Annotated in this window: 12 protein-coding genes; all 12 read left to right on the top strand. The window is 50.8% G+C overall.

What is annotated here, in order from left to right; all coding sequences use genetic code 11:
• The 12 genes from QMG15_RS08220 (at nt 1) to QMG15_RS08165 (ending at nt 18994) form a co-directional block, all read left to right on the top strand.
• Nucleotides 1–1740, top strand: coding sequence for a polysaccharide biosynthesis/export family protein (locus tag QMG15_RS08220; protein ID WP_281788197.1), 1740 nt, complete (start codon nt 1–3; stop codon nt 1738–1740).
• Nucleotides 1741–3252 carry a hypothetical protein gene (locus QMG15_RS08215; protein ID WP_281788196.1) on the top strand — a complete coding sequence of 504 codons (1512 nt, stop codon included), beginning with the start codon at nt 1741–1743 and terminating at the stop codon, nt 3250–3252.
• Between the two features lie 134 nt (nt 3253–3386).
• Nucleotides 3387–5900, top strand: coding sequence for a class I SAM-dependent methyltransferase (locus tag QMG15_RS08210; protein ID WP_281788195.1), 2514 nt, complete (start codon nt 3387–3389; stop codon nt 5898–5900).
• Nucleotides 5897–7039, top strand: a complete 1143-nt coding sequence (gene wecB, locus QMG15_RS08205) for a UDP-N-acetylglucosamine 2-epimerase (non-hydrolyzing) (protein WP_281788194.1) — start codon at nt 5897–5899, stop codon at nt 7037–7039. Before QMG15_RS08210 ends, wecB begins: the two co-directional genes overlap by 4 nt.
• A 12-nt stretch (nt 7040–7051) precedes the next feature.
• Nucleotides 7052–8317 carry a UDP-N-acetyl-D-mannosamine dehydrogenase gene (wecC, locus tag QMG15_RS08200; protein ID WP_281788193.1) on the top strand — a complete coding sequence of 422 codons (1266 nt, stop codon included), beginning with the start codon at nt 7052–7054 and terminating at the stop codon, nt 8315–8317.
• A gap of 91 nt (nt 8318–8408) precedes the next feature.
• Entirely contained in the window at nt 8409–10751 is a 2343-nt protein-coding gene (locus QMG15_RS08195; protein ID WP_281788192.1) for a glycosyltransferase, read from the top strand.
• Between the two features lie 416 nt (nt 10752–11167).
• Nucleotides 11168–11803 (top strand): methyltransferase domain-containing protein, encoded by a 636-nt coding sequence (locus QMG15_RS08190; protein ID WP_281788191.1) that lies wholly within the window; start codon nt 11168–11170, stop codon nt 11801–11803.
• A 245-nt stretch (nt 11804–12048) separates the two neighbouring features.
• On the top strand, nt 12049–12909 hold the full coding sequence (locus QMG15_RS08185) for a glycosyltransferase (RefSeq protein WP_281788190.1): 861 nt from the start codon (nt 12049–12051) through the stop codon (nt 12907–12909).
• Nucleotides 12906–15056 (top strand): capsular polysaccharide biosynthesis protein, encoded by a 2151-nt coding sequence (locus tag QMG15_RS08180; RefSeq protein WP_281788189.1) that lies wholly within the window; start codon nt 12906–12908, stop codon nt 15054–15056. Before QMG15_RS08185 ends, QMG15_RS08180 begins: the two co-directional genes overlap by 4 nt.
• Before the next feature lie 26 nt (nt 15057–15082).
• Nucleotides 15083–16246, top strand: coding sequence for a hypothetical protein (locus tag QMG15_RS08175; RefSeq protein ID WP_281788188.1), 1164 nt, complete (start codon nt 15083–15085; stop codon nt 16244–16246).
• The gene (locus tag QMG15_RS08170) at nt 16239–17606 is read left to right on the top strand and encodes a cytochrome P450 (protein ID WP_281788187.1); all 1368 of its coding nucleotides are present in this window, start codon (nt 16239–16241) and stop codon (nt 17604–17606) included. The genes QMG15_RS08175 and QMG15_RS08170 overlap by 8 nt, the downstream gene beginning before the upstream one ends.
• Complete coding sequence (locus QMG15_RS08165) at nt 17606–18994, top strand: cytochrome P450 (RefSeq protein ID WP_281790105.1); 1389 nt, start codon at nt 17606–17608, stop codon at nt 18992–18994. Before QMG15_RS08170 ends, QMG15_RS08165 begins: the two co-directional genes overlap by 1 nt.
• Nucleotides 18995–19025: the final 31 nt, after the last annotated feature.

Below are 19025 nucleotides of genomic sequence, written 5' to 3'. Positions count from 1 at the left end.
ATGTTCCATCGTTTCTTATCTCTTCGCTGGCTGCTACTGGGCAGTGTGGTGTGCATAGCGCAATCCACTCAAGCGGCTGACTACACCGACCCATTGGGTGTGAACCAAGCATTGGGCTTGACCACCAAGCCACCCGCTGCCAATGTGGGTGCGTCCACATTGCCCCCGCAGCTTGCAAATGCACCTGCAGAAATTCGTCCCCAAGCACCTCAGCAAGCTGACTATCTAAAAAATACCCAAAGCGATACCTTTGGCGCCAACTTGTTCACGGGGGCATTTGCAAGGCAGGGTGCCACACAGTTCAACCCCGAATACGCCGTGGCCGTGGGCGACAAAATTCAAGTCCGCTTTTGGGGTGCATTCAACTTTGAAGCATTGTTAGTGGTTGACCCTCAAGGCAATGTGTTTGTGCCCCACGCAGGCCCTGTGCGCGTGGTGGGTGTACGCAACCAGGACTTGCAGCGTTTGTTTGAAACATCGATTGGCAAGTCTTTCAAGTCCAACGTCTTTAGCTACGCCAGCTTGGCCGAGGCTCAGCCCGTGCGCATATTTGTAGGCGGCTTTGTCAATCGCCCCGGCCTTTACAACGGCACTAGCATGGACAGCCTGTTGCACTTCCTTGACCAAGCCGGTGGTATCGATCCAGATCGTGGCACGTTCATTGATGTGCAAGTCAAGCGGGTAGGGCAGGTGCGTGCCACCGCTAGCTTGTATGACTTCATGCTCAACGGCACCATGCCCCTCATTCAGCTCAGCGATGGAGATGTGGTGTTTGTGCCCCCTCGTCAACACACCGTCATGGTGGGCGGCTTGGTGCAAAGTGCGAAGCGTTTTGAGTTTCAAACCACCCAAACACCTACTGTGCAAACACTGGCTGCCCAAGCCAAGCCCCAAGCATCAGCTACCCATGTGCGCATCACACGCAACACAGGCACTGTGCGCAACACCGAGTACTACCCCTTGGCCAAGGCTGCCGACGTTAGCCTGATCAATGGCGACGAGCTTGAGTTCACGGCAGACAAGCTACCCGGCACCATTACCGTGCGAGTAGAGGGGGAACACACCAGCCCCCAAGAATATGTGTTGCCCTACGGCACCCCGCTGGGGCAGCTGATGAAAGACATTCAGCTACGCCCCGATGCCGAGGCAGAAAGCCTTCAGCTATTCAGGCAGAGTGTGAAGCAACGCCAAAAAGAAATGTTGGCTACCAGCCTGCGTAGCCTAGAAGCTGCCTTGCTAACAGCGCGCAGTGGCAGCAGCGACGAAGCCCGTCTGCGCAAAGACGAAGCCGACCTCACCCTGCAATGGGTCGAGCGCGCCAAAAAGATAGAGCCTTTGGGCCAAGTGCAAATTGCCCAAGCTGCAGACCGCGGCCAATTGTTGCTGGAAAACGGCGATGTGCTGCGCATACCTCGTAAAGATGGCTTGGTGCTTATCAGTGGCGAAGTGTTGTTTCCAAACGCCGTTGCCTTTGAGAAGAAGCTGGGCTTAGCTGACTACATCAACAGAGCAGGCGGCTACACCCAGAGCGCAGACAACAGCCGAGTGGTAGTGGCTAGGCGCGATGGCAGCTTTGAGCAAACCAAGCCAGACAGCTACATGTCGAGTGTGAATGTTCGCGCGGGTGACCAAGTGTTGGTGCTACCAAAGGTGGATGAGAAAGACCGTCAGTTCTGGAAAGACATGACCCAAGTGATTTACCAAATTGCGGTGAGCGCAAAAGTTGTTTTTGGACTTTAAATGAACAAGATTATTTTGCTCGGGCATGCCTCTTCCGGGCTACACGAGGTCGAGGCTTTGTTGTTGTCATCGGGCATGCAGTCAGCACGACCCTCTAAGCGCGACAACCTAACGCCTGCAGATGTCGTGCAAACGCTTTGCCAAGCGCACCAATGCGCAGATGTCAATGAGGCAACCACGGAAGACGACTTTGCACCTGTCAAAGCCGGAGCTATTTGGAGTGGCTTGGCCATGGATTTGATGCTCGGCAACTTGCAACAACCCCTCTGGGGTTGGGCTGATACCCGCAACATCTATTGGTTGGACTACTGGGCTGAGCTTGACCCCCACGCCACATTTGTGATGGTGTATGACCATCCATACAAGGCATTGCAAGCCATGTCTGCCCAACTGGTAGATAAACCGCTAGAGATGGAAATGGCTCGCTTGCTAGAAAACTGGCAAGCCTACAACGGAGCGATGTTAAGTTTTTACTCGCGTCATACATCTCGTTGCTTGTTGGTCAACGCTGGCTGTGCACGTGAGCAGTTGCAGTTGTATTTAGAACAGCTTGGTACGCAACTCCATGGCAAAGTGCCAAAACTAGATGGTGCTGCTCTTGCTGCGCTTGAAACGAATGGCAAAGCACCTTTACCTTTGCAAGCCAATTTGGCTTTGGCTATCTCTGAGGCGCCAGAAATAGCTGCACCCTCAATCACTGCTTGGTTTGGTGGAGACACTGATTTAGACCAGCACCTGTTGCAACAGCTACTGCAAGACCATCCAGTTGCGCTGCAAGTTTTTGCAGAGCTTGAAGCTGCTTCAACTGTTTCTAACCCTCCGGTCGATTCCTCTGATGTGCATCCTGGCACTGCTTGGCTCCAGTTGATTCAGCAGCGACAAGCTACCGCTGATTTGGTCATGGCCTTGTATGAAAAACTGCAAACGCAGCTGTCTCAGCTGCAGGCACAGCAAAGTCAAATTACCAAGTTAGCGAATGAGCTGGATCAATCTAAAAAGTTGTTAGCCAATCCGCCGACTCAAGTGCAGGCCTTGCCCGCACCTAAATTGAAAGAGCTTGAGGAAGAAAGCGACCTGCTGCTGACACAGTTACACCAAGTGCAAGAAGAGCTAGAGCGTTATTACCTGGAAAATCAATCACTCAAAAAAAATCAAGTCAAACCAAAAGCGACGCTCTATGGCGCAGCTGATCGCATCCAGCAACAACTCACATACCGTCTAGGTGCCATACTCATTGCCAACAGCCGTAGCTTGGGGGGATGGCTGCGAATGCCTTTTGCGCTTCGCCGTGAAGTGCGCGCCTATCGTGTTGATATGTCTAAAAAGGCTCATCAAAGCCTACCCCCTATTCATTCATATGCAGATGCCTACGAGGCAGAGTGCTACAAGCAGCACCTTTCGTACAAGTTAGGACAAGCTTTTCTTAAATACAACAAAACTCCATGGGGCTGGTTTGTTTTGCCTTTTGCGTTAGCAAGCACAGCTAACAACTTCAAAAAGGCGAGGTTATGAGCAAACCGCATGTGACCTCAGTTAGCAACTTGCCTTCCTGGCTAACCATAGTTGCTAAGGTTTACCCGCCCAAGCAAGTAGCCCTGGTAGGTGCTGGCAATGGAACTGGTCCTCTTGTGCAGTGGCTGCATAACTTGACTAGTGATGCAGGGCAGGGCGCCCCTGCCGTGACCCTGCTGGAACCCCACGCCCCCAGCATGGCCCAGCTGGCCAAGCGGCTGGCAGGAATTGAGGCGTGCGCTGATTGGCAGTTGTTGCCCGACATGCTGACCCCAGCACGGGGCGAGCACGTGTTCTATCAATATAGCCTAGCAGCCGAAAACAGCTTGTTGCCTCTAGAAGCGTTGCGCCCCTTGTGGCCAGGCCTACTGCTGCAAAGCGAAAACTTCAATGAAAGCGTGGAACTGGCCAACCTGTTGCCTGCCAGTTGGCTGCTGGTGGACTGCCTTCCCGCTGCTAATTTGCTGCAGAGCACTCGCTTGCCCGCCAGCACTCAAGTTGTGTTGGCGCGTGTTCTGCTTGCAAATGACGCCCCAAGTGGCGCAAGTCTTACGGATGTGCATGCGGTTTTGAATGGCTCCGGCTTCAAAGCGGTGGCAGCCTTTGCAGAACGAAACAGCGCTATTGGCAAAGTCCTGTTTGTGCGCGATCCTGCTCAGCTACAAAGCCAGCTAGATCAAACGCGTCAAGCCCTAGAAGCCGAGACCCAAGACAGGGCGGCAGAGCAAAAGGCCAAAGACCAAGTGTTGGCGGAAATGCGTCATTGTTGTGACGAGCTGACGAAAGCTAGAGAAGAAGAAGCCAAAGCCAAGGTCGAGCTCCAAAGCCAGCTAGATCAAACACGTCAAGCCCTAGAAACCGAGACGCAAGAGAGGGTTGCAGAGCAAAAGGCCAAAGACCAAGTGTTGGCGGAAATGCGTCATTGTTGTGACGAGCTGACGAAAGCCAGAGAAGAAGAAGCCAAAGCCAAGGTCGAGCTACAAAGCCAGCTAGATCAAACGCGTCAAGCCCTAGAAGCCGAGACCCAAGACAGGGCGGCAGAGCAAAAGGCCAAAGACCAAGTGTTGGCGGAAATGCGTCATTGTTGTGACGAGCTGACGAAAGCCAGAGAAGAAGAAGCCAAAGCCAAGGTCGAGCTACAAAGCCAGCTAGATCAAACGCGTCAAGCCCTAGAAGCCGAGACCCAAGACAGGGCGGCAGAGCAAAAGGCCAAAGACCAAGTGTTGGCGGAAATGCGTCATTGTTGTGACGAGCTGACGAAAGCTAGAGAAGAAGAAGCCAAAGCCAAGGTCGAGCTCCAAAGCCAGCTAGATCAAACGCGTCAAGCCCTAGAAGCCGAGAACTCAGCTATTAAAAAAGATTTTCACAGCATCAAATTTAAGTTATTGCAAAGCGAAACATTGCTGCAAACCACCCTCACCGTAGGCTCTGAAGCATCCACACAACTTCGTTTCAACAGCAAATCAGACGGTATTTACAAAAACAAGCAAGGTCTAGTCAAGTACGACCTACCAGGCAATACCCCTGCTTATTTGGTTAGCAACGAGGCGGGTGACTTTGACATTGCACCCAAGCTGAATTCATTGCGCCTTGAGCCCAACAAAGCCTATGAATTCACGGGCACAGTTATTTTTGAAGGCCCTATCCAACCCGTGGTTTGGTTGTTTGAATATGACCAACACAACAAAAAGATCAACAGCCACACATTCACAACCCAAAACGGTGAATTCAGGGCTTTTTTAAAAACACAAGCCAACTCAGCTAGCTACGCCATAGGTATCAGGCTGGCGGGCTCTGGCAGCCTTAACCCGCAAAACACGGGTTTTAAGTTGGAAAACAGCTTGGCCATAGAAGTGGCCGAAGCCATGCAGCACAGCCATACAGGGTTTGACAAAAAGCTGATTGAGCTTCAAACCAAACTGCAAAAAGAGCTACAAAGCCAAAATCAAAACAGCTTGCGTCAGATTGAATCGTTCTTGCGCCTTCAAAACTACTGTGGCGATCGCATGGTGTTGCCCGACATGCACGGCTGGCCTGTTAGCCCTGATCTGGGTGTTTACATCATCCGGTTGGTCGAAACAGGTGGCTTTGATGCCATTGTGGAATTTGGCTCCGGAGTGTCCACACAGCTCATTGCGCTGGCGCTTCAAAAGGCGGCTGACCAACCTGACAACAGCGCCAGTACACCGTTTTTGAGCTTCGAACACCTCGAGCCGTACCTGCAGCAAACACAAGCTCAATTGCATCAAGCTCAGTTGAGCGAATCCGTGGAGCTTGTCTACGCGCCCCTCATTGAAACATCAGGGGCTCAAAACAAACCATCTCTCTATTACGACTGTAAAGACACTCTGCAGCAACTCAGGCAGTCAATTACCAAGCCGAACCCAAAGTTGCTCGTATTTGTAGATGGCCCACCTGCGGCCACAGACCCGTTGGCACGGTTCCCCGCCATGCAGGCCATAGAGCAGGCCTTTGAAGGCAGGGCCGAAGTGCACTACCTCATGGACGACTATATCCGTCAAGACGAACGGAACATCGTTGATTTGTGGCAGGCGCACCTTCAGCAGCAAGGCCGCCAAGTTGAAAAACAAGAACTCAAACAGTTTGAAAAACAGGCCTGTTTGCTCATCACCAAGGCCCAGTCATGAAAAAAATTCTCTTGGTGTTCGGCACACGCCCCGAAGCCATCAAAATGGCTCCGGTTTATAAAGCCCTAAAAAACACACCCAGCATTGACGTGCGAGTGTGTGTGACTGGACAGCATCGGCAAATGCTTGACCAGGTGCTCGAACTCTTTGGCATCAAGCCCGAGTTCGATCTCAACCTCATGAAGCCCGGGCAAGACCTCACGGACATCACCAGCAATGTGCTGTTGGGTTTGCGCAATGTGTTCAAGCAATGGTTGCCCGACATGGTGCTGGTGCATGGCGACACCTCCACCACCCTAGGGGCCAGCATGGCGGCCTATTACGCCAAGGTGCAGGTGGGCCACGTAGAAGCCGGGCTGCGCACCGGTAACAAATATGCACCCTGGCCTGAAGAAATGAACCGCCGACTCACTGGCGCGTTGGCTGACCTGCACTTTGCCCCCACCGAGCAGTCACGCCAAAACCTGCTTTCTGAAGGTGTTGAAAGCCAAAACATTTCGGTGACGGGCAACACAGTGATCGACGCCCTGTTGCAAGTGGTGGAGCGGGTGCAGACAGACACTGCCTTGCAAACCAGCATGGCGCAGAGGTTCAACTTTTTGGACGGTGCCAAGCGCATGTTGCTGGTCACAGGTCACCGCCGCGAAAACTTTGGCCAAGGCTTTGAAAACATTTGCCAAGCCTTGGCCCAGCTGGCGCAGCGGGGCGACGTGCAAGTGGTCTACCCAGTGCACCTCAACCCCAATGTGCAAGAGCCCGTCAACCGCATATTAGGTCAGTGCCCCAATGTGCACCTACTTGAGCCACAAGACTACCTGCCTTTTGTATACCTCATGCAACGCAGCAGTCTGATCTTGACGGATTCGGGCGGCGTGCAAGAAGAGGCCCCATCTCTGGGCAAACCCGTGCTGGTGATGCGCGACACCACCGAACGGCCAGAGGCTGTGGCCGCAGGCACTGTTCGCTTAGTTGGCACAGGCACAAAGCGCATTGTGGATATGGCCCAGCTATTGCTCAATGACCTAGTGGCCTACCAAAGCATGGCACGAGCACACAACCCCTATGGCGATGGACAAGCCTCACAGCGCATTGCCCAAATGCTCGCCACACAGCCCCAAGGGCAGCTGCTACCAGCATAAAAGTCACCAAATATGAATACCTTTACCACCATCTCCATGATCGGCTTGGGCTACATCGGCCTGCCTACCGCCACCCTGTTTGCATCTAGAAAACTTAAAGTCATTGGCGTTGACGTCAATCAACACGCTGTCGATACCATCAATCAAGGCAAGATCCACATCGTGGAGCCCGATCTGGACATATTGGTGCACGCAGCTGTGACCGAAGGCTATCTGCGTGCCACCACGAAGCCAGAACCAGCCGACGCATTTTTGATTGCTGTGCCCACCCCATTCAAAGGTGAGCACAAGCCCGATCTCAGCTACATACAAGCTGCAGCGCATGGCATAGCACCTGTGCTGAAGAAAGGGGACTTGGTGGTGCTAGAAAGCACATCACCCGTGGGTGCCACAGAGCAGCTTGCCGACTGGTTGGCGGCCGCCCGACCCGACCTGAGTTTTCCGCAACAAGCGGGGGAGCAAGCTGACGTGCAAGTGGCTTATTGCCCTGAGCGTGTGCTGCCTGGCCATGTGGTTCGAGAGCTGGTCAGCAACGACCGAGTCATCGGCGGCATGACGCGCAAAGCCAGCGACATGGCGATTGCCCTTTACAAAACTTTTGTGGAAGGCGAGTGCATCGTCACCAACTCGCGAACGGCCGAAATGTGCAAGCTGACCGAAAACAGCTTCCGCGACGTGAACATTGCCTTTGCCAACGAGCTGTCCATGATCTGCGACAAGCTGCAAATTAACGTGTGGGAGCTGATTAAGCTGGCCAATCGGCACCCACGCGTCAACATCCTGCAGCCCGGCGCGGGTGTGGGAGGGCACTGTATTGCCGTGGACCCTTGGTTCATTGTCGATACCACGCCCGAAGAAGCACGCATCATTCGCAACGCGCGCGAGGTTAACGACCATAAGCCCGAATGGGTGTTGGGGAAAGTAAAAGCAGCCATTGCCGACGCACTCGCCCGCAGGCCCGGCAGCACCATGGCCGATATCAAGGTTGCATGCCTAGGGCTAGCCTTTAAGCCCGATATTGACGATCTGCGCGAAAGCCCTGCCGTAGAAATCATCCAGAATATTGCCCAATTCGGTTGCCAGGTTCTTGCGGTAGAGCCCAATATCGCAGTGCTGCCAAAAAAGCTTGCTATTCCCAAGCTCTCATTCAGTGGCCTGGACGACGCGCTCACGACCGCAGATGTGGTGTGCGTACTCATCAAGCACCGCCTCTTTGTACAAGCCGTCGCCAGCATACGCAGCCACGCTCTAGTTATTGATGTAGTCGGCCTTCTGTAAGACCGTCACAAACAGGTACAACACATACTATCTAGGATAAAACCTAGTAATAACTAATAGAAGTCAAAATCTAAATCCTTATAAATAAAAAATGAAAATTTCACATGTGGCTTTAGCATTAAAAAAATACCGTGAAGGCAACTACTCAGCTGCATTAAAAATTTATAAACACCTAGGAATCCAAATGGGTGAAGCACTCTTTTTGGTAAATATCCGTATGTGTGAGAGGCGAATTGATGAGCAGAAATCTGTGATGCCCTTGAAGAAAATAGAAGCAGAAATAAAAACGAAGGAGCTTAAGCAGGAAAACATAAAAAATAAACAAGTTTCATTTATTGAGACAGAAATTTTTGATGCCCTTTACAAAAATGGCGTAAGCGTAATCATTCCCAGCTGTAAGGGTGCAGGCACAATAAAAAAGTGCCTGGATAGTTTAGCTTTGCAAACACTTACAAAAAAAGACTTTGAAGTTATTGTTATACTTAATGGTGAGCATGACGGCACCGAAAATATTTTAAGTAAATTCAAGAACGAAAATCCTGAAATAAATCTATTGATAACACGTAACGAGTTGGTTGGAGCCGGTGCCGCTAGGAATCATGGGCTTTCACTTGCGACACGTAAGTTTGTTACATTTATCGACGACGACGATTTTGTATCGAAGGGGTTTTTGCAAGGACTCCTCGCTCACTCTATCCACAGCGATATTGTTATTTCTAATATTAAAGACTTTAACGACTTTGGTTTTTTTGAAAGCTCGATTAACCAGCAAATTGATAAAGCTGTGATAGATGGGCAAGTTAAGTACGAAAGCATAACTTCAGCGATTACGTTAAATGCGTGCAAGCTTGTTCCAACAGGTATCGCAAAGAGTATTCAATATAGCAATCAACTCAAGAGTGGCGAAGATGTAGTCTATTTTACAAAGCTAGTTTCCCTTTTTAAGCCTTGCTTTAGTATTGTTAATAAAGAAAATGATGCGATTTACTATCGTCGTGTAAAAGATAACTCCGTTTCTAGGCAACCGAAATCATTTGAATTCAATGTAAAGCAGCGTTTGGAAGTTGTAGTCGAGCTTGAAAAAATTGTATCAAATGATGAAATGAAGGCTTTCATAATTGGTAAAGTCAACTCTCAGCTTGGTTTTGTAAACAGATACTTGTTGGAAAACCCCGGTGAATGGGTGAAATTTAAAGACTTTGCAGAGCGACTAGATATCAGCCCTAGGGCATTCCAGTATGTAAACGAGAAACAGTCAAATACTTTAGTAATTTCTTACTGTTTTCCGCCATACATAGATACTGCTGGAATAGTCTGTGCCAAGCGGATTATTCAAAACAATAAGCCCGTTGATGTGATTTCAAATACTATGAAAGGCGTGCGGGAGCGAGACGATAGTCTCTGGGATTTAGTGAAGCCATATGTTGGTAACTTCCAAGAAATTCAGGCGTTCCCTAGTTTCGCTAACTGGAAAGCTATAGAAGACTTTTGTAAAAAAGCGGTAACTGCTGCTGAGAGAAATATTGAAAAATACACCGATGTTTATAGTAGGTCAATGTGGCCTGGCTCACATTTTGCTGCCGCTCTTTTGAAAATAAAGTATCCGAAATTAAGATGGGTTGCGGAGTTTTCTGATCCTCTTCGCATTGATGTTCAGGGCCAGGAAAGACTCATAGATATGGATAGTGCCTGGCTTGCCGTGAATGGTTTCACAAACGCAATTGAAAAAAGTGTATTTAAGATTGACGGCAAGGCTCGTCTTTTTTATTGGTGTGAGATGTTGCCTTATGTTTTTTCTGATCAGATTATTTTCACTAACGAGTCTCAGAAAGCTTATATGTTAAATATGCTGTCTGATCATGGATTAAAAAGTAGGGTTGAGGAAAGAGCTTTAGTGTTAAGCCATCCAACATTGCCCGAAAAATTTTATAGGTTATCGAATTTTAATTATCCACTAGAGAAATCAAAATTTAATATTGGATATTTCGGTTCATTTTATGTTAACCGTGGTATTGGTGATTTAATGAAATCACTCGCTATCGTGTCGGATGAGATAAAAGAAATAATTAGGGTCCATATCTTTACTCCGAGCCCTGAGTCTGTAAATGTCGATCATAAATTTAATAATAACCTGCTCGTTAATGAAATAGTTCCATATCTTGACTTTTTGGCAGTCTCGAAGTCCTTTGATGTTTTAGTGGTTAATGATACAGAGACTAAGAATATAAAGTGGATTAACCCTTATTTGCCATCGAAGTTAAGTGACTACATAGGAAGTGGGACTCCAGTATGGGCCTTGTGCGAAGAAGGAAGTGAGCTTGATAGATTAAAAATTGCTCCACCATTTTTTGTTAAATCCAGAATTGGTGATATTCACGAAAGTGCTAGGTTGATGATGAAAATGACTGAGTTGAAAATAGAAAAAATTAGCTAAAATATATTTTAGCTTCTTTATAAATAGTGACCAATGCGTATTCAATAAAGATAATGTTAGCTAAATTTTTTCCAAGATGTCATCAGGCGAAAGCTACAAAGTCTCTTCGAGTCCGTAAACTGTTCGGTATATGCATCTAGAAATATTAGCTATGTAAGGCGTGCCTGTTATGTGACCCTGACTAACGGGGCTGACTATTGAGGTCAAAACTGACAGCGCTCACAACAAAACTCTGGATCAACCTGTATCTAACTGTTTTTTGTGGTGAGTCGAAAAGTTACTTGGGGATTGAGGGGTTTATGGCAATAGAAGCAGAACATGAATGAGATAACTGAGAATTATTAAATGAAAAAATAGAATTAGTCGACTTAATTGACTCCCTTTCCTCGTCTGAGCGCTTTGATCTCTACAAAGAGTTGCGAAGACTTGTTGTAACTGATTTAGCTGATCAGCTTGGTGGCCAAACTCCAAATGAAATTCTTTCTAAAAATGGTGCGCAATCATATGCATTTCTGATTTCCATGCTCCCAATGATTTGGGAACGATTAACCGAAAACAAAAGATTTACTGAATACTCTTGGCTGGACGTCGGACCTGGCGCAGGGTTTGCGGCTAATTTTCTCGCCGACATGCATAGCAGTTGGACTCTTGACTACAAACTAAACCTTAGCACACTCGATATCATCAGCAGATATCACAAGCTGATGGATTTTGTTGGCGAAAATATCAAAGAAAACATTAAGGATGATGTCTACGATCTTAATAGTATTTTTGACTACGTCTCTTGCTCTCACGTCATCGAACATGTTCCGAATCCTGAGAAATTCATATTTAAACTGCAGGCGCTCGCGAAGAAGCGTGTCTTTGTGTTAGCCCCATGGAAGGAGCGCCCAGAAATACTGACTAAAGGTCACATCAATATTTTCGATGAGACATTTATTGAGAAGTTGGGAGGGGTTAATTACAAACTCCTGAAGTCCCCAGCGTGGGGTGCTTTTCTCGATCCGCCGTATGAGATGTTATTTCTCGACCTGCCCGGAAGAGCAGTCTAGGAGCGCGCAGCTAAAAAACTAACTCTTTAAAAGGTCGACTTCTGAATCCGCCCTTATTAGAGTGATGCAAAATCTCTAAGATACAGAAATTGTGAATTAAGAATATTCTATTTGATGGTTTCAATTTGAAGATAGCGCTCGTTTCAGATGATTTAACGGCTAATGCTTTGGCTCTCCAAACTTCGGTCCTCCACCTCACGCCTTTTAGCAGGCATTTTGCGTTGCAGTTGTATCGGCCCGATGTATTGTTTGTTGAGTCTGCTTGGAATGGTTGGCGAAACAAGTGGAAGTTCGGCATCGCGTCCTACCCCGACCATCCCAACCGTAACAACAGCAAGTTGCGTCACTTGGTTGCCCGTGCCCGTGACTTGGGCATCCCCACTGTGTTTTGGAACAAAGAGGACGGTGTGCACTTTGAGCGTTTCATTGACAGTGCGGCGCTGTTCGACACCGTGCTTACCGTTGATGAAAATTGCATTCCCCTCTACCGCGAGCGCTTGGGTTCAAGCGTGAAGTTGGGGGTGCTGCCTTTTGCGGTGCAGCCTGCCATTCACCACCCGCTGCCTCAGGCCCCCAGTCTGCGCCGTGCCAACTTTGTGGGTAGCTACAGCCACCACATTCATAACAACCGCCGCGAGTGGCAAGACTTGATGTTTGCCGCAGCCCAGCCACTAGGTTTGACGGTGTATGACCGCAACTCTGGCCGCAAGGCAGACCATTACCGCTATCCAGCATTGCCTTGGCTGGAAATTCGTAACAGCGTGCCCTACGCCCAAACGGCCGACATTTACAGACATCACATGGTGTCCCTGAACGTGAACACGGTAGACGATTCGCCCACCATGTTTTCGCGTCGTTTGGTCGAAATTGTGGCCTGTGGTGGTTTGGCTGTGACCAATCCGTCGCCTTCGGTGGACCGGTTTTTTAAAGACTATGTGGTCACCGTTCACAACCAAGAAGAGTGTGCCGAGTTGATGCAGCGCATAGCCAAAGACGGTTTGAGCAAAGCCGACCGTGACCGTGCGTTGGCGGGCGCCGACTATGTGCTCAAGCACCACACATGGCAGCACCGTTTGCAACAGATAGCTGAGGTAGCTGGCATTTGAAACAAGCCAGTCAGTGGTGGTTACCCTTCTGGAGCATGGGCTTGCTGCGCTTGCCTTTGTTGGCTTCGTTTTTGGGCCAACAGCCTCGCGCCAGCGCATGGCCATGGCGCAAAGGCCAAGACGGCGCATGGCTGGGCTGGGGCAGAAAGCGCAGCATGGCATCTGCCAAGTGGTGCGCAAAGGTCGGGAGTAGTCAGGTGGCTTGCCTTGAGGATGGGTTTTTACGCTCCTTTGGCACAGGCCAAGCTGTCCCCGCACTGGCCTTGGTGCTGGACCATGCAGGCATTTATTACGACTGTTCCCGCCCCAGCGCGCTGGAGGTTTTGCTGACCAGTTCCCATGACGTGTTATCAGACCATGAGGTGCTGGTAGATCAAGCCTTGCGCGTGCTGCGTGTAAAAGGTTTGAGTAAATACAACCACGCGGCAGACTTTGATCTGAGATTGCTTCACTTCGATCGCAATGACGAGGGGAACTCGAGCAATGAAGGGTTGATGCAGCGTGTGTTGGTGGTTGATCAAACGATGGGTGACATGAGCGTGTCGCTGGGTGGTGCGTCGGCTCAAACTTTCGCAGACATGTTTGCAGCGGCCAGGGCAGAAAACCCAGACGCTACTATTTTTGTGAAGACGCACCCCGAAGTGTCTTCAGGCCGCAAGGGCGGCTATTTGACGCAGGTGCAGCCTGATGATCGCACCGTGTTGCTGCGCGATGCGGTCAACCCCATGAGCTTGCTCGGCCACATGGACAAGGTGTATGTGGTCACCAGCACCATGGGCTTTGAGGCCTTGCTGGCGGGCAAACCTGTCGTGTGCTTTGGGGTGCCTTGGTACGCAGGCTGGGGCGTGACGGATGACCGTTGCAAAGATTCACCTGCTTGGGAGCGGCGCACGCGCCACCGATCGATGCGCGAGTTGTTTGCGGCGGCTTACATCCACTACACCCGTTACCTCAATCCGGTCACGCACCAGCGGGGCAGCATTTTGAATGTGATCGATTGGTTGGCATGCCAAAAAGAGATGGCCAATCGCATGCACGGTGAGCAACGCCAAGGGCGTGTACTGGGTGTTGGTTTTCGGCGCTGGAAGGCGGCTAACCTAAAGCCCATGCTTGGCTTGCATCGTGAGCTGGTGCAATTTGCTCCAAATGTAAGTGGTTTAGAAAAGCTTTCACCTCAACCTAAAGAAACTTTAGTTTGTTGGGGGGCTAGTCCTCCCCCTGAGCTTTGTGTGTTCGCGCAAGACAAGCAACTAAAACTCCTCCATTTGGAAGACGGCTTTGTTCGCTCAGTAGGTTTGGGCTCCGACCTCATTCGTCCTCAGTCTTTAGTTCTGGATGAGCGCGGCATTTACTTTGATGCCACACGTCCTTCGGATTTAGAACACCTGCTGGCCAATCGAGAGTTCACGTCAGACGATGTGCAGCGGGCGCAGCAGGTGAGGGCGTTCATCGTTGAACACGGCATTACCAAATACAACTTAGAGCCGCGACAAACTGTGCAATGGCCAAGCCGTGGGCGTTTGGTGGTGCTGGTACCAGGGCAGGTAGAAACCGATGCCTCTATTGGCCTAGGCTGCACCTCTGTGCAGACCAACTTAGATTTGCTGCGTGCTGTTCGCCAGGCTCGGCCTGATGCGTTCATTGTGTACAAGCCACACCCAGATGTGTTGAGCCTCAACCGCAAAGGGCGCGTGGCCTTGGCGGCCGCACGCGAGTATGCAGACCATGTAGAGGCGGGTGTGTCGGTGGTGAGTTGTATTGAAGCCAGCGATGAGGTACACACCATGACATCGTTGACAGGGTTTGATGCTTTGCTACGCGGTAAAAAGGTTGTGACGTATGGCCAGCCTTTTTATGCAGGCTGGGGCCTCACCGAAGACTACGCAGAAAACGCCACTGCGTTTGAGAGACGGCAGCGCCGTTTGACCTTGGATGAGCTGGTAGCAGGGGCTCTGCTGCATTACCCCATTTATTGGGATTGGGATTTAAAGGGCTACACCACATGTGAAGCAGTGTTGCATCGCATTGTTGAACAGCGTGCAGCCTTAGAAGCGAATGGTGGTTTGCACAAACTGCGTGTGGGTTTTGTGCGCCGACAGTTGCGCAAGGCCAAGGTGTTGTTTGACAGTTGGACAGGGCGGTTGTGACAAAGCAGCCTTCATTACACCGCCGCGTGCATTATTTCAGCGGTTTTGACCCACGAGGTGCGGCCTGTTACCACCGCTTGTGTGAAGAAGAAGCAGCCAAGCCGCAGGTGCAGGGCGGCAACTTGAGTGTTGGCCGCCGCAGACGCATGGGCAAGCTGTTCAACCATTGGACAGTCAGCTGGCAAAGCAGCGGCAAAGATGCTCAGTCGGTTGAAACCCAGCATGTGTTTATGAGTTGGGACGACATCATCCGCAACCATTGGAGCAAAAGCCCTTGGGCTTTAGCCAAAGAGTTTTGGCTTGCGTATCGCGGCATTATTTTTGATGTGGATTTGTCGCGGGTGAAGCAAATTTTTGAGGGCGTTTATATGACCGGTATATTGCCGGGGGCCTATTTGCTGGGTTTGTTGTTGCTTGGTGTTTTGCTAGCTTTGGGTTTGCAGTCACTTACTGCGTTGATGTCGGCGCCCCAATGGCTGCAATGGGTGTGGCAAGTGTTTGCTTGGCTTATGGGGGCTGGGTTGGTGGTGGTACTGGGTGTGTATGGCGAGCGCAGGGGCTTGTTTTGGCTGCTTCGAATTTTTACGTATGTCATTCGCATGGGGCGCAGTGGCATAGAGGGTGCAGAACAACGTACCCAGCAATGGGTAGAGCACGTGATACAGAGCCAACAAGAAGACCCAGTGGATGAGGTGCTGCTGGTGGGCCACAGCATTGGCACCTTGATGATGGTGGGCGCTGTGGATGCTTTGCTGCAAGACCCACGCTGGCAGGCGTTGCAGCAGGGGCGAAAAACCAAGGTGCTGACTTTGGGGCAGTGCTACCCGTTCATTGCCATGGTGCCAAGGCCGAAAGCCCAGTTATTCAAAGAAGCTTTGCAGCGCTTGAGCTTCCATACACATTTGCTGTGGTGGGATGTGACGGCCAAGATTGACCCACTGTGTTTTTACCGTGCGCACCCCTTGGTCAAAACAGATGTGGACCACAGCAAGGCCCTGATGCCTGTGTTGCACAGTGCCAGTTTTTTCAAGATGTACACCCCTCAAAGCTGGGCGTTGATTTGGCAAAACAAACTAGACGCGCATTTTTTGTATTTGCGTGCGCCAGAGTTAGCGGGTAACTTTAATTTGTTTGACGTGCTGTATGGCCCCAAATTGTTTGAGCAGCACATTGAGAGGGCGCATGCCTAAGTTCACACCACCCATTCCTACGCCGCTACAAAAAAGCAAGGTGGGGGTGCTGGGCTTTTGGCGAGTGGCCCACTCGTGGATAGACGCACTCAGCCACAAAAGCTACGAGATGCTGCTAGGCCACTTTTGGCTGCCAGCCATGCGTGTATTCATCGTCAACGACCCCAAGTGGGTCGAGCGCATTTTGGTGAAAGAGCCAGCCAACTACCCCAAACACCGTTTGATGCACGAGTCGTTAGAACCGTTGATTGGCTCTAGCCCATTCACCACCAATGGCGCAGTGTGGCAGCGGCAGCGGCGCATGCTGGACCAGGCCTTTGGTCATGCTCGTTTGAGTTTGGTGTTCCCGCTCATGCAGCAGGCGTGCCACGATATGTTGTTGCGGTTTGAGCAGCAGGACCTTGGCAAGCCCCTAGATGTCGATGCCGCCATGACGCATGTGACGGCAGACATCGTGTACCGCACCATTTTTTCAGCGCCGTTGGGTGAGGCCGAAGCAGCTAGCCTGTTTGCTGCTTTCACCCGCTACCAAGAATTTGCGCAAAAGGTGATGGTTTGCAAACTGCTGCGTTTGCCAGTGCTTTGGTATGACTATCGCCGTCGCCAATACGCGGCAGTGATCAAAGCCTTTTTGGGTGAAAAAGTGCGCCGACGGTTTGAGTTTTTAACCACTTGCGAAGAGCAAAACGGTGCTGACATTTTGTCTGGCTTGCGTTGTGCCATAGACCCAGAAGACGGCGCTGCTTTGACCGAGCAAGAGGTGCTAGACCAAGTGTGCATGCTCTTTTTGGCAGGGCACGAAACATCGGCTAGTTCGTTGAGCTGGTGCTTGTATGTGTTGGGCGAGGCACCCGAGCTACAAAAACAATTGGTAGATGAATTACTTCAGGTTGCCCCTACGGGTGAACTGAACTTTACAGAGATGCGGCAGCTTAGTGTTGTGGCTGCTATGTTTCGAGAGGTCTTGCGTTTGTACCCGCCCGTTGGCTACTTTCCGCGCGAGGCGATGCAAGACCAAGAAATTCGCGGTGCTAAGGTGAAGAAGGGTGATGCTTTGCTGGTGTTTCCGTGGCTGTTGCATCGGCACAGACGCTGGTGGCGTGAGCCCGATGTGTTTAATCCTGAACGTTTCTTGAACAAAGACAACGCCCCCGTGCGAGGCACTTACTTGCCCTTTGGTTTGGGAGCACGTGCCTGCATTGGGGCAGGCTTTGCCATGCAAGAAGCCGCTTTAATTTTGAATGCTGTGATGAAGAACTACGACGTGTTGCCCGTACCGGGGTTTGAGCCACAGGTGGTGGGGCGTTTGACTGTGCGATCAGCCAAGGGCATACAAGTGATGCTGAAGAGAAAGTTGTGATGCGCCATTTTTGCCCTGTGTACCCCAAGCCTCGCCAAAGCAAGGCTTCAGCCTTGCTGATGTTTTTCAGCGCCAGACGTTCGTGGCTGGATGCCTTGTATGAGCGCAGCTACCGCATGCGCATGGGCGAGGTGCACTTACCTGGCTTAGACCTTTACATGGTGAACGAACCTACTTTGGTGAAGCAGGTGATGGACACGCAGGCTGAGGCTTTCCCTAAAAGCAATTTGCTAGGTGAGGCCTTGAAGCCTTTGTTGGGAGAAAGCATCTTTACGACATCGGGTGACCAATGGCGCAAGCAACGCAACATGATGGACCCCGCATTTGCACAGGCGCGCCTTAATGTGGCTTTTCCAGTGATGCAAGCAGCGGTTGGTGACATGCTGACGCGTTTGTCTGCTTTGCCAGATGGGGCGGAGTACGACCTAGAAGTTGAGATGACGCATGTGACGGCAGACATTATCTTTCGCACTATTTTTTCGGTGCCCATGGAGGGCGCTGATGCCAAGCGCATCTTCACAGAGTTTGCAAGGTTTCAGGCCATTGCGCCTCGGCTGATGCTGCCGTCTATCTACGGGCTGCGTTGGTTGGTGTGGCCTTGGGATGTTTGGCGCAGTCGGCGTGCGGCAGCTGCCATTCGCGGGTTGTTAGGGCAACTGATTCGCCCGCGCTTTGATGCGCACCGTGCAGCTAAGCCGAATCACACCACAGACATCTTGCAATCGTTTTTAGATGCCAAAGATGAAGTATCAGGCGAGGGTTTTAGCTTTGAAGAGTTGCTAGACCAAGTGGCTATGTTGTTTTTAGCAGGGCACGAAACTTCGGCCAGCGCCTTAACCTGGGCTGCTTATTTGATGGCCAACGCACCCGATATACAAGAGCGCATGCACCAAGATGTGGTGATGCATTTGGCAGATAGGCAGCCCGAGCTGTCAGACATGCGCTACCTAGACTTGGTGCGCAATGTGTTCAGAGAAACCTTACGCCTGTTTCCGCCTGTGGGGTTCATGGCTAGGCAATCTACTTCTGTATGCCCCATGCGCAAAAAGACGGTAGAGCAGGGGGCGACAGTGGTGGTGTCGCCATGGCTCATTCAGCGACACCGTGAGTTGTGGGATGACCCTGATGTGTTTAACCCCGATCGTTATGACAACGACGCTTCACGCGAGTCATTGAAGCAAGCCTACTTGCCGTTTGGCATGGGGCCGAGGGTCTGCATGGGCGCGGCCTTTGCGTTGCAAGAGGCGACGTTGATCTTGGCAAGCTTGGTACGTGACTACCGGATTTCAGCCTTGCCAGAGCACGAGCCACAACCTGTGGGGCGTTTGACGATTCGTTCAGCGAACGGGGTGCGGCTGAAGCTACATAGACGAAGCGAAGCTGTATGAGGGAGAGGGCGGTTGGCTTTATTCTTCTGTG

The organism is Limnohabitans sp. INBF002 (genome assembly GCF_027924905.1).
In the GTDB taxonomy this organism is placed as follows: domain Bacteria; phylum Pseudomonadota; class Gammaproteobacteria; order Burkholderiales; family Burkholderiaceae_C; genus Limnohabitans.
Note: the sequence above shows the minus strand (reverse complement) of the source record. Positions and strands in the feature narration are given on the sequence as shown.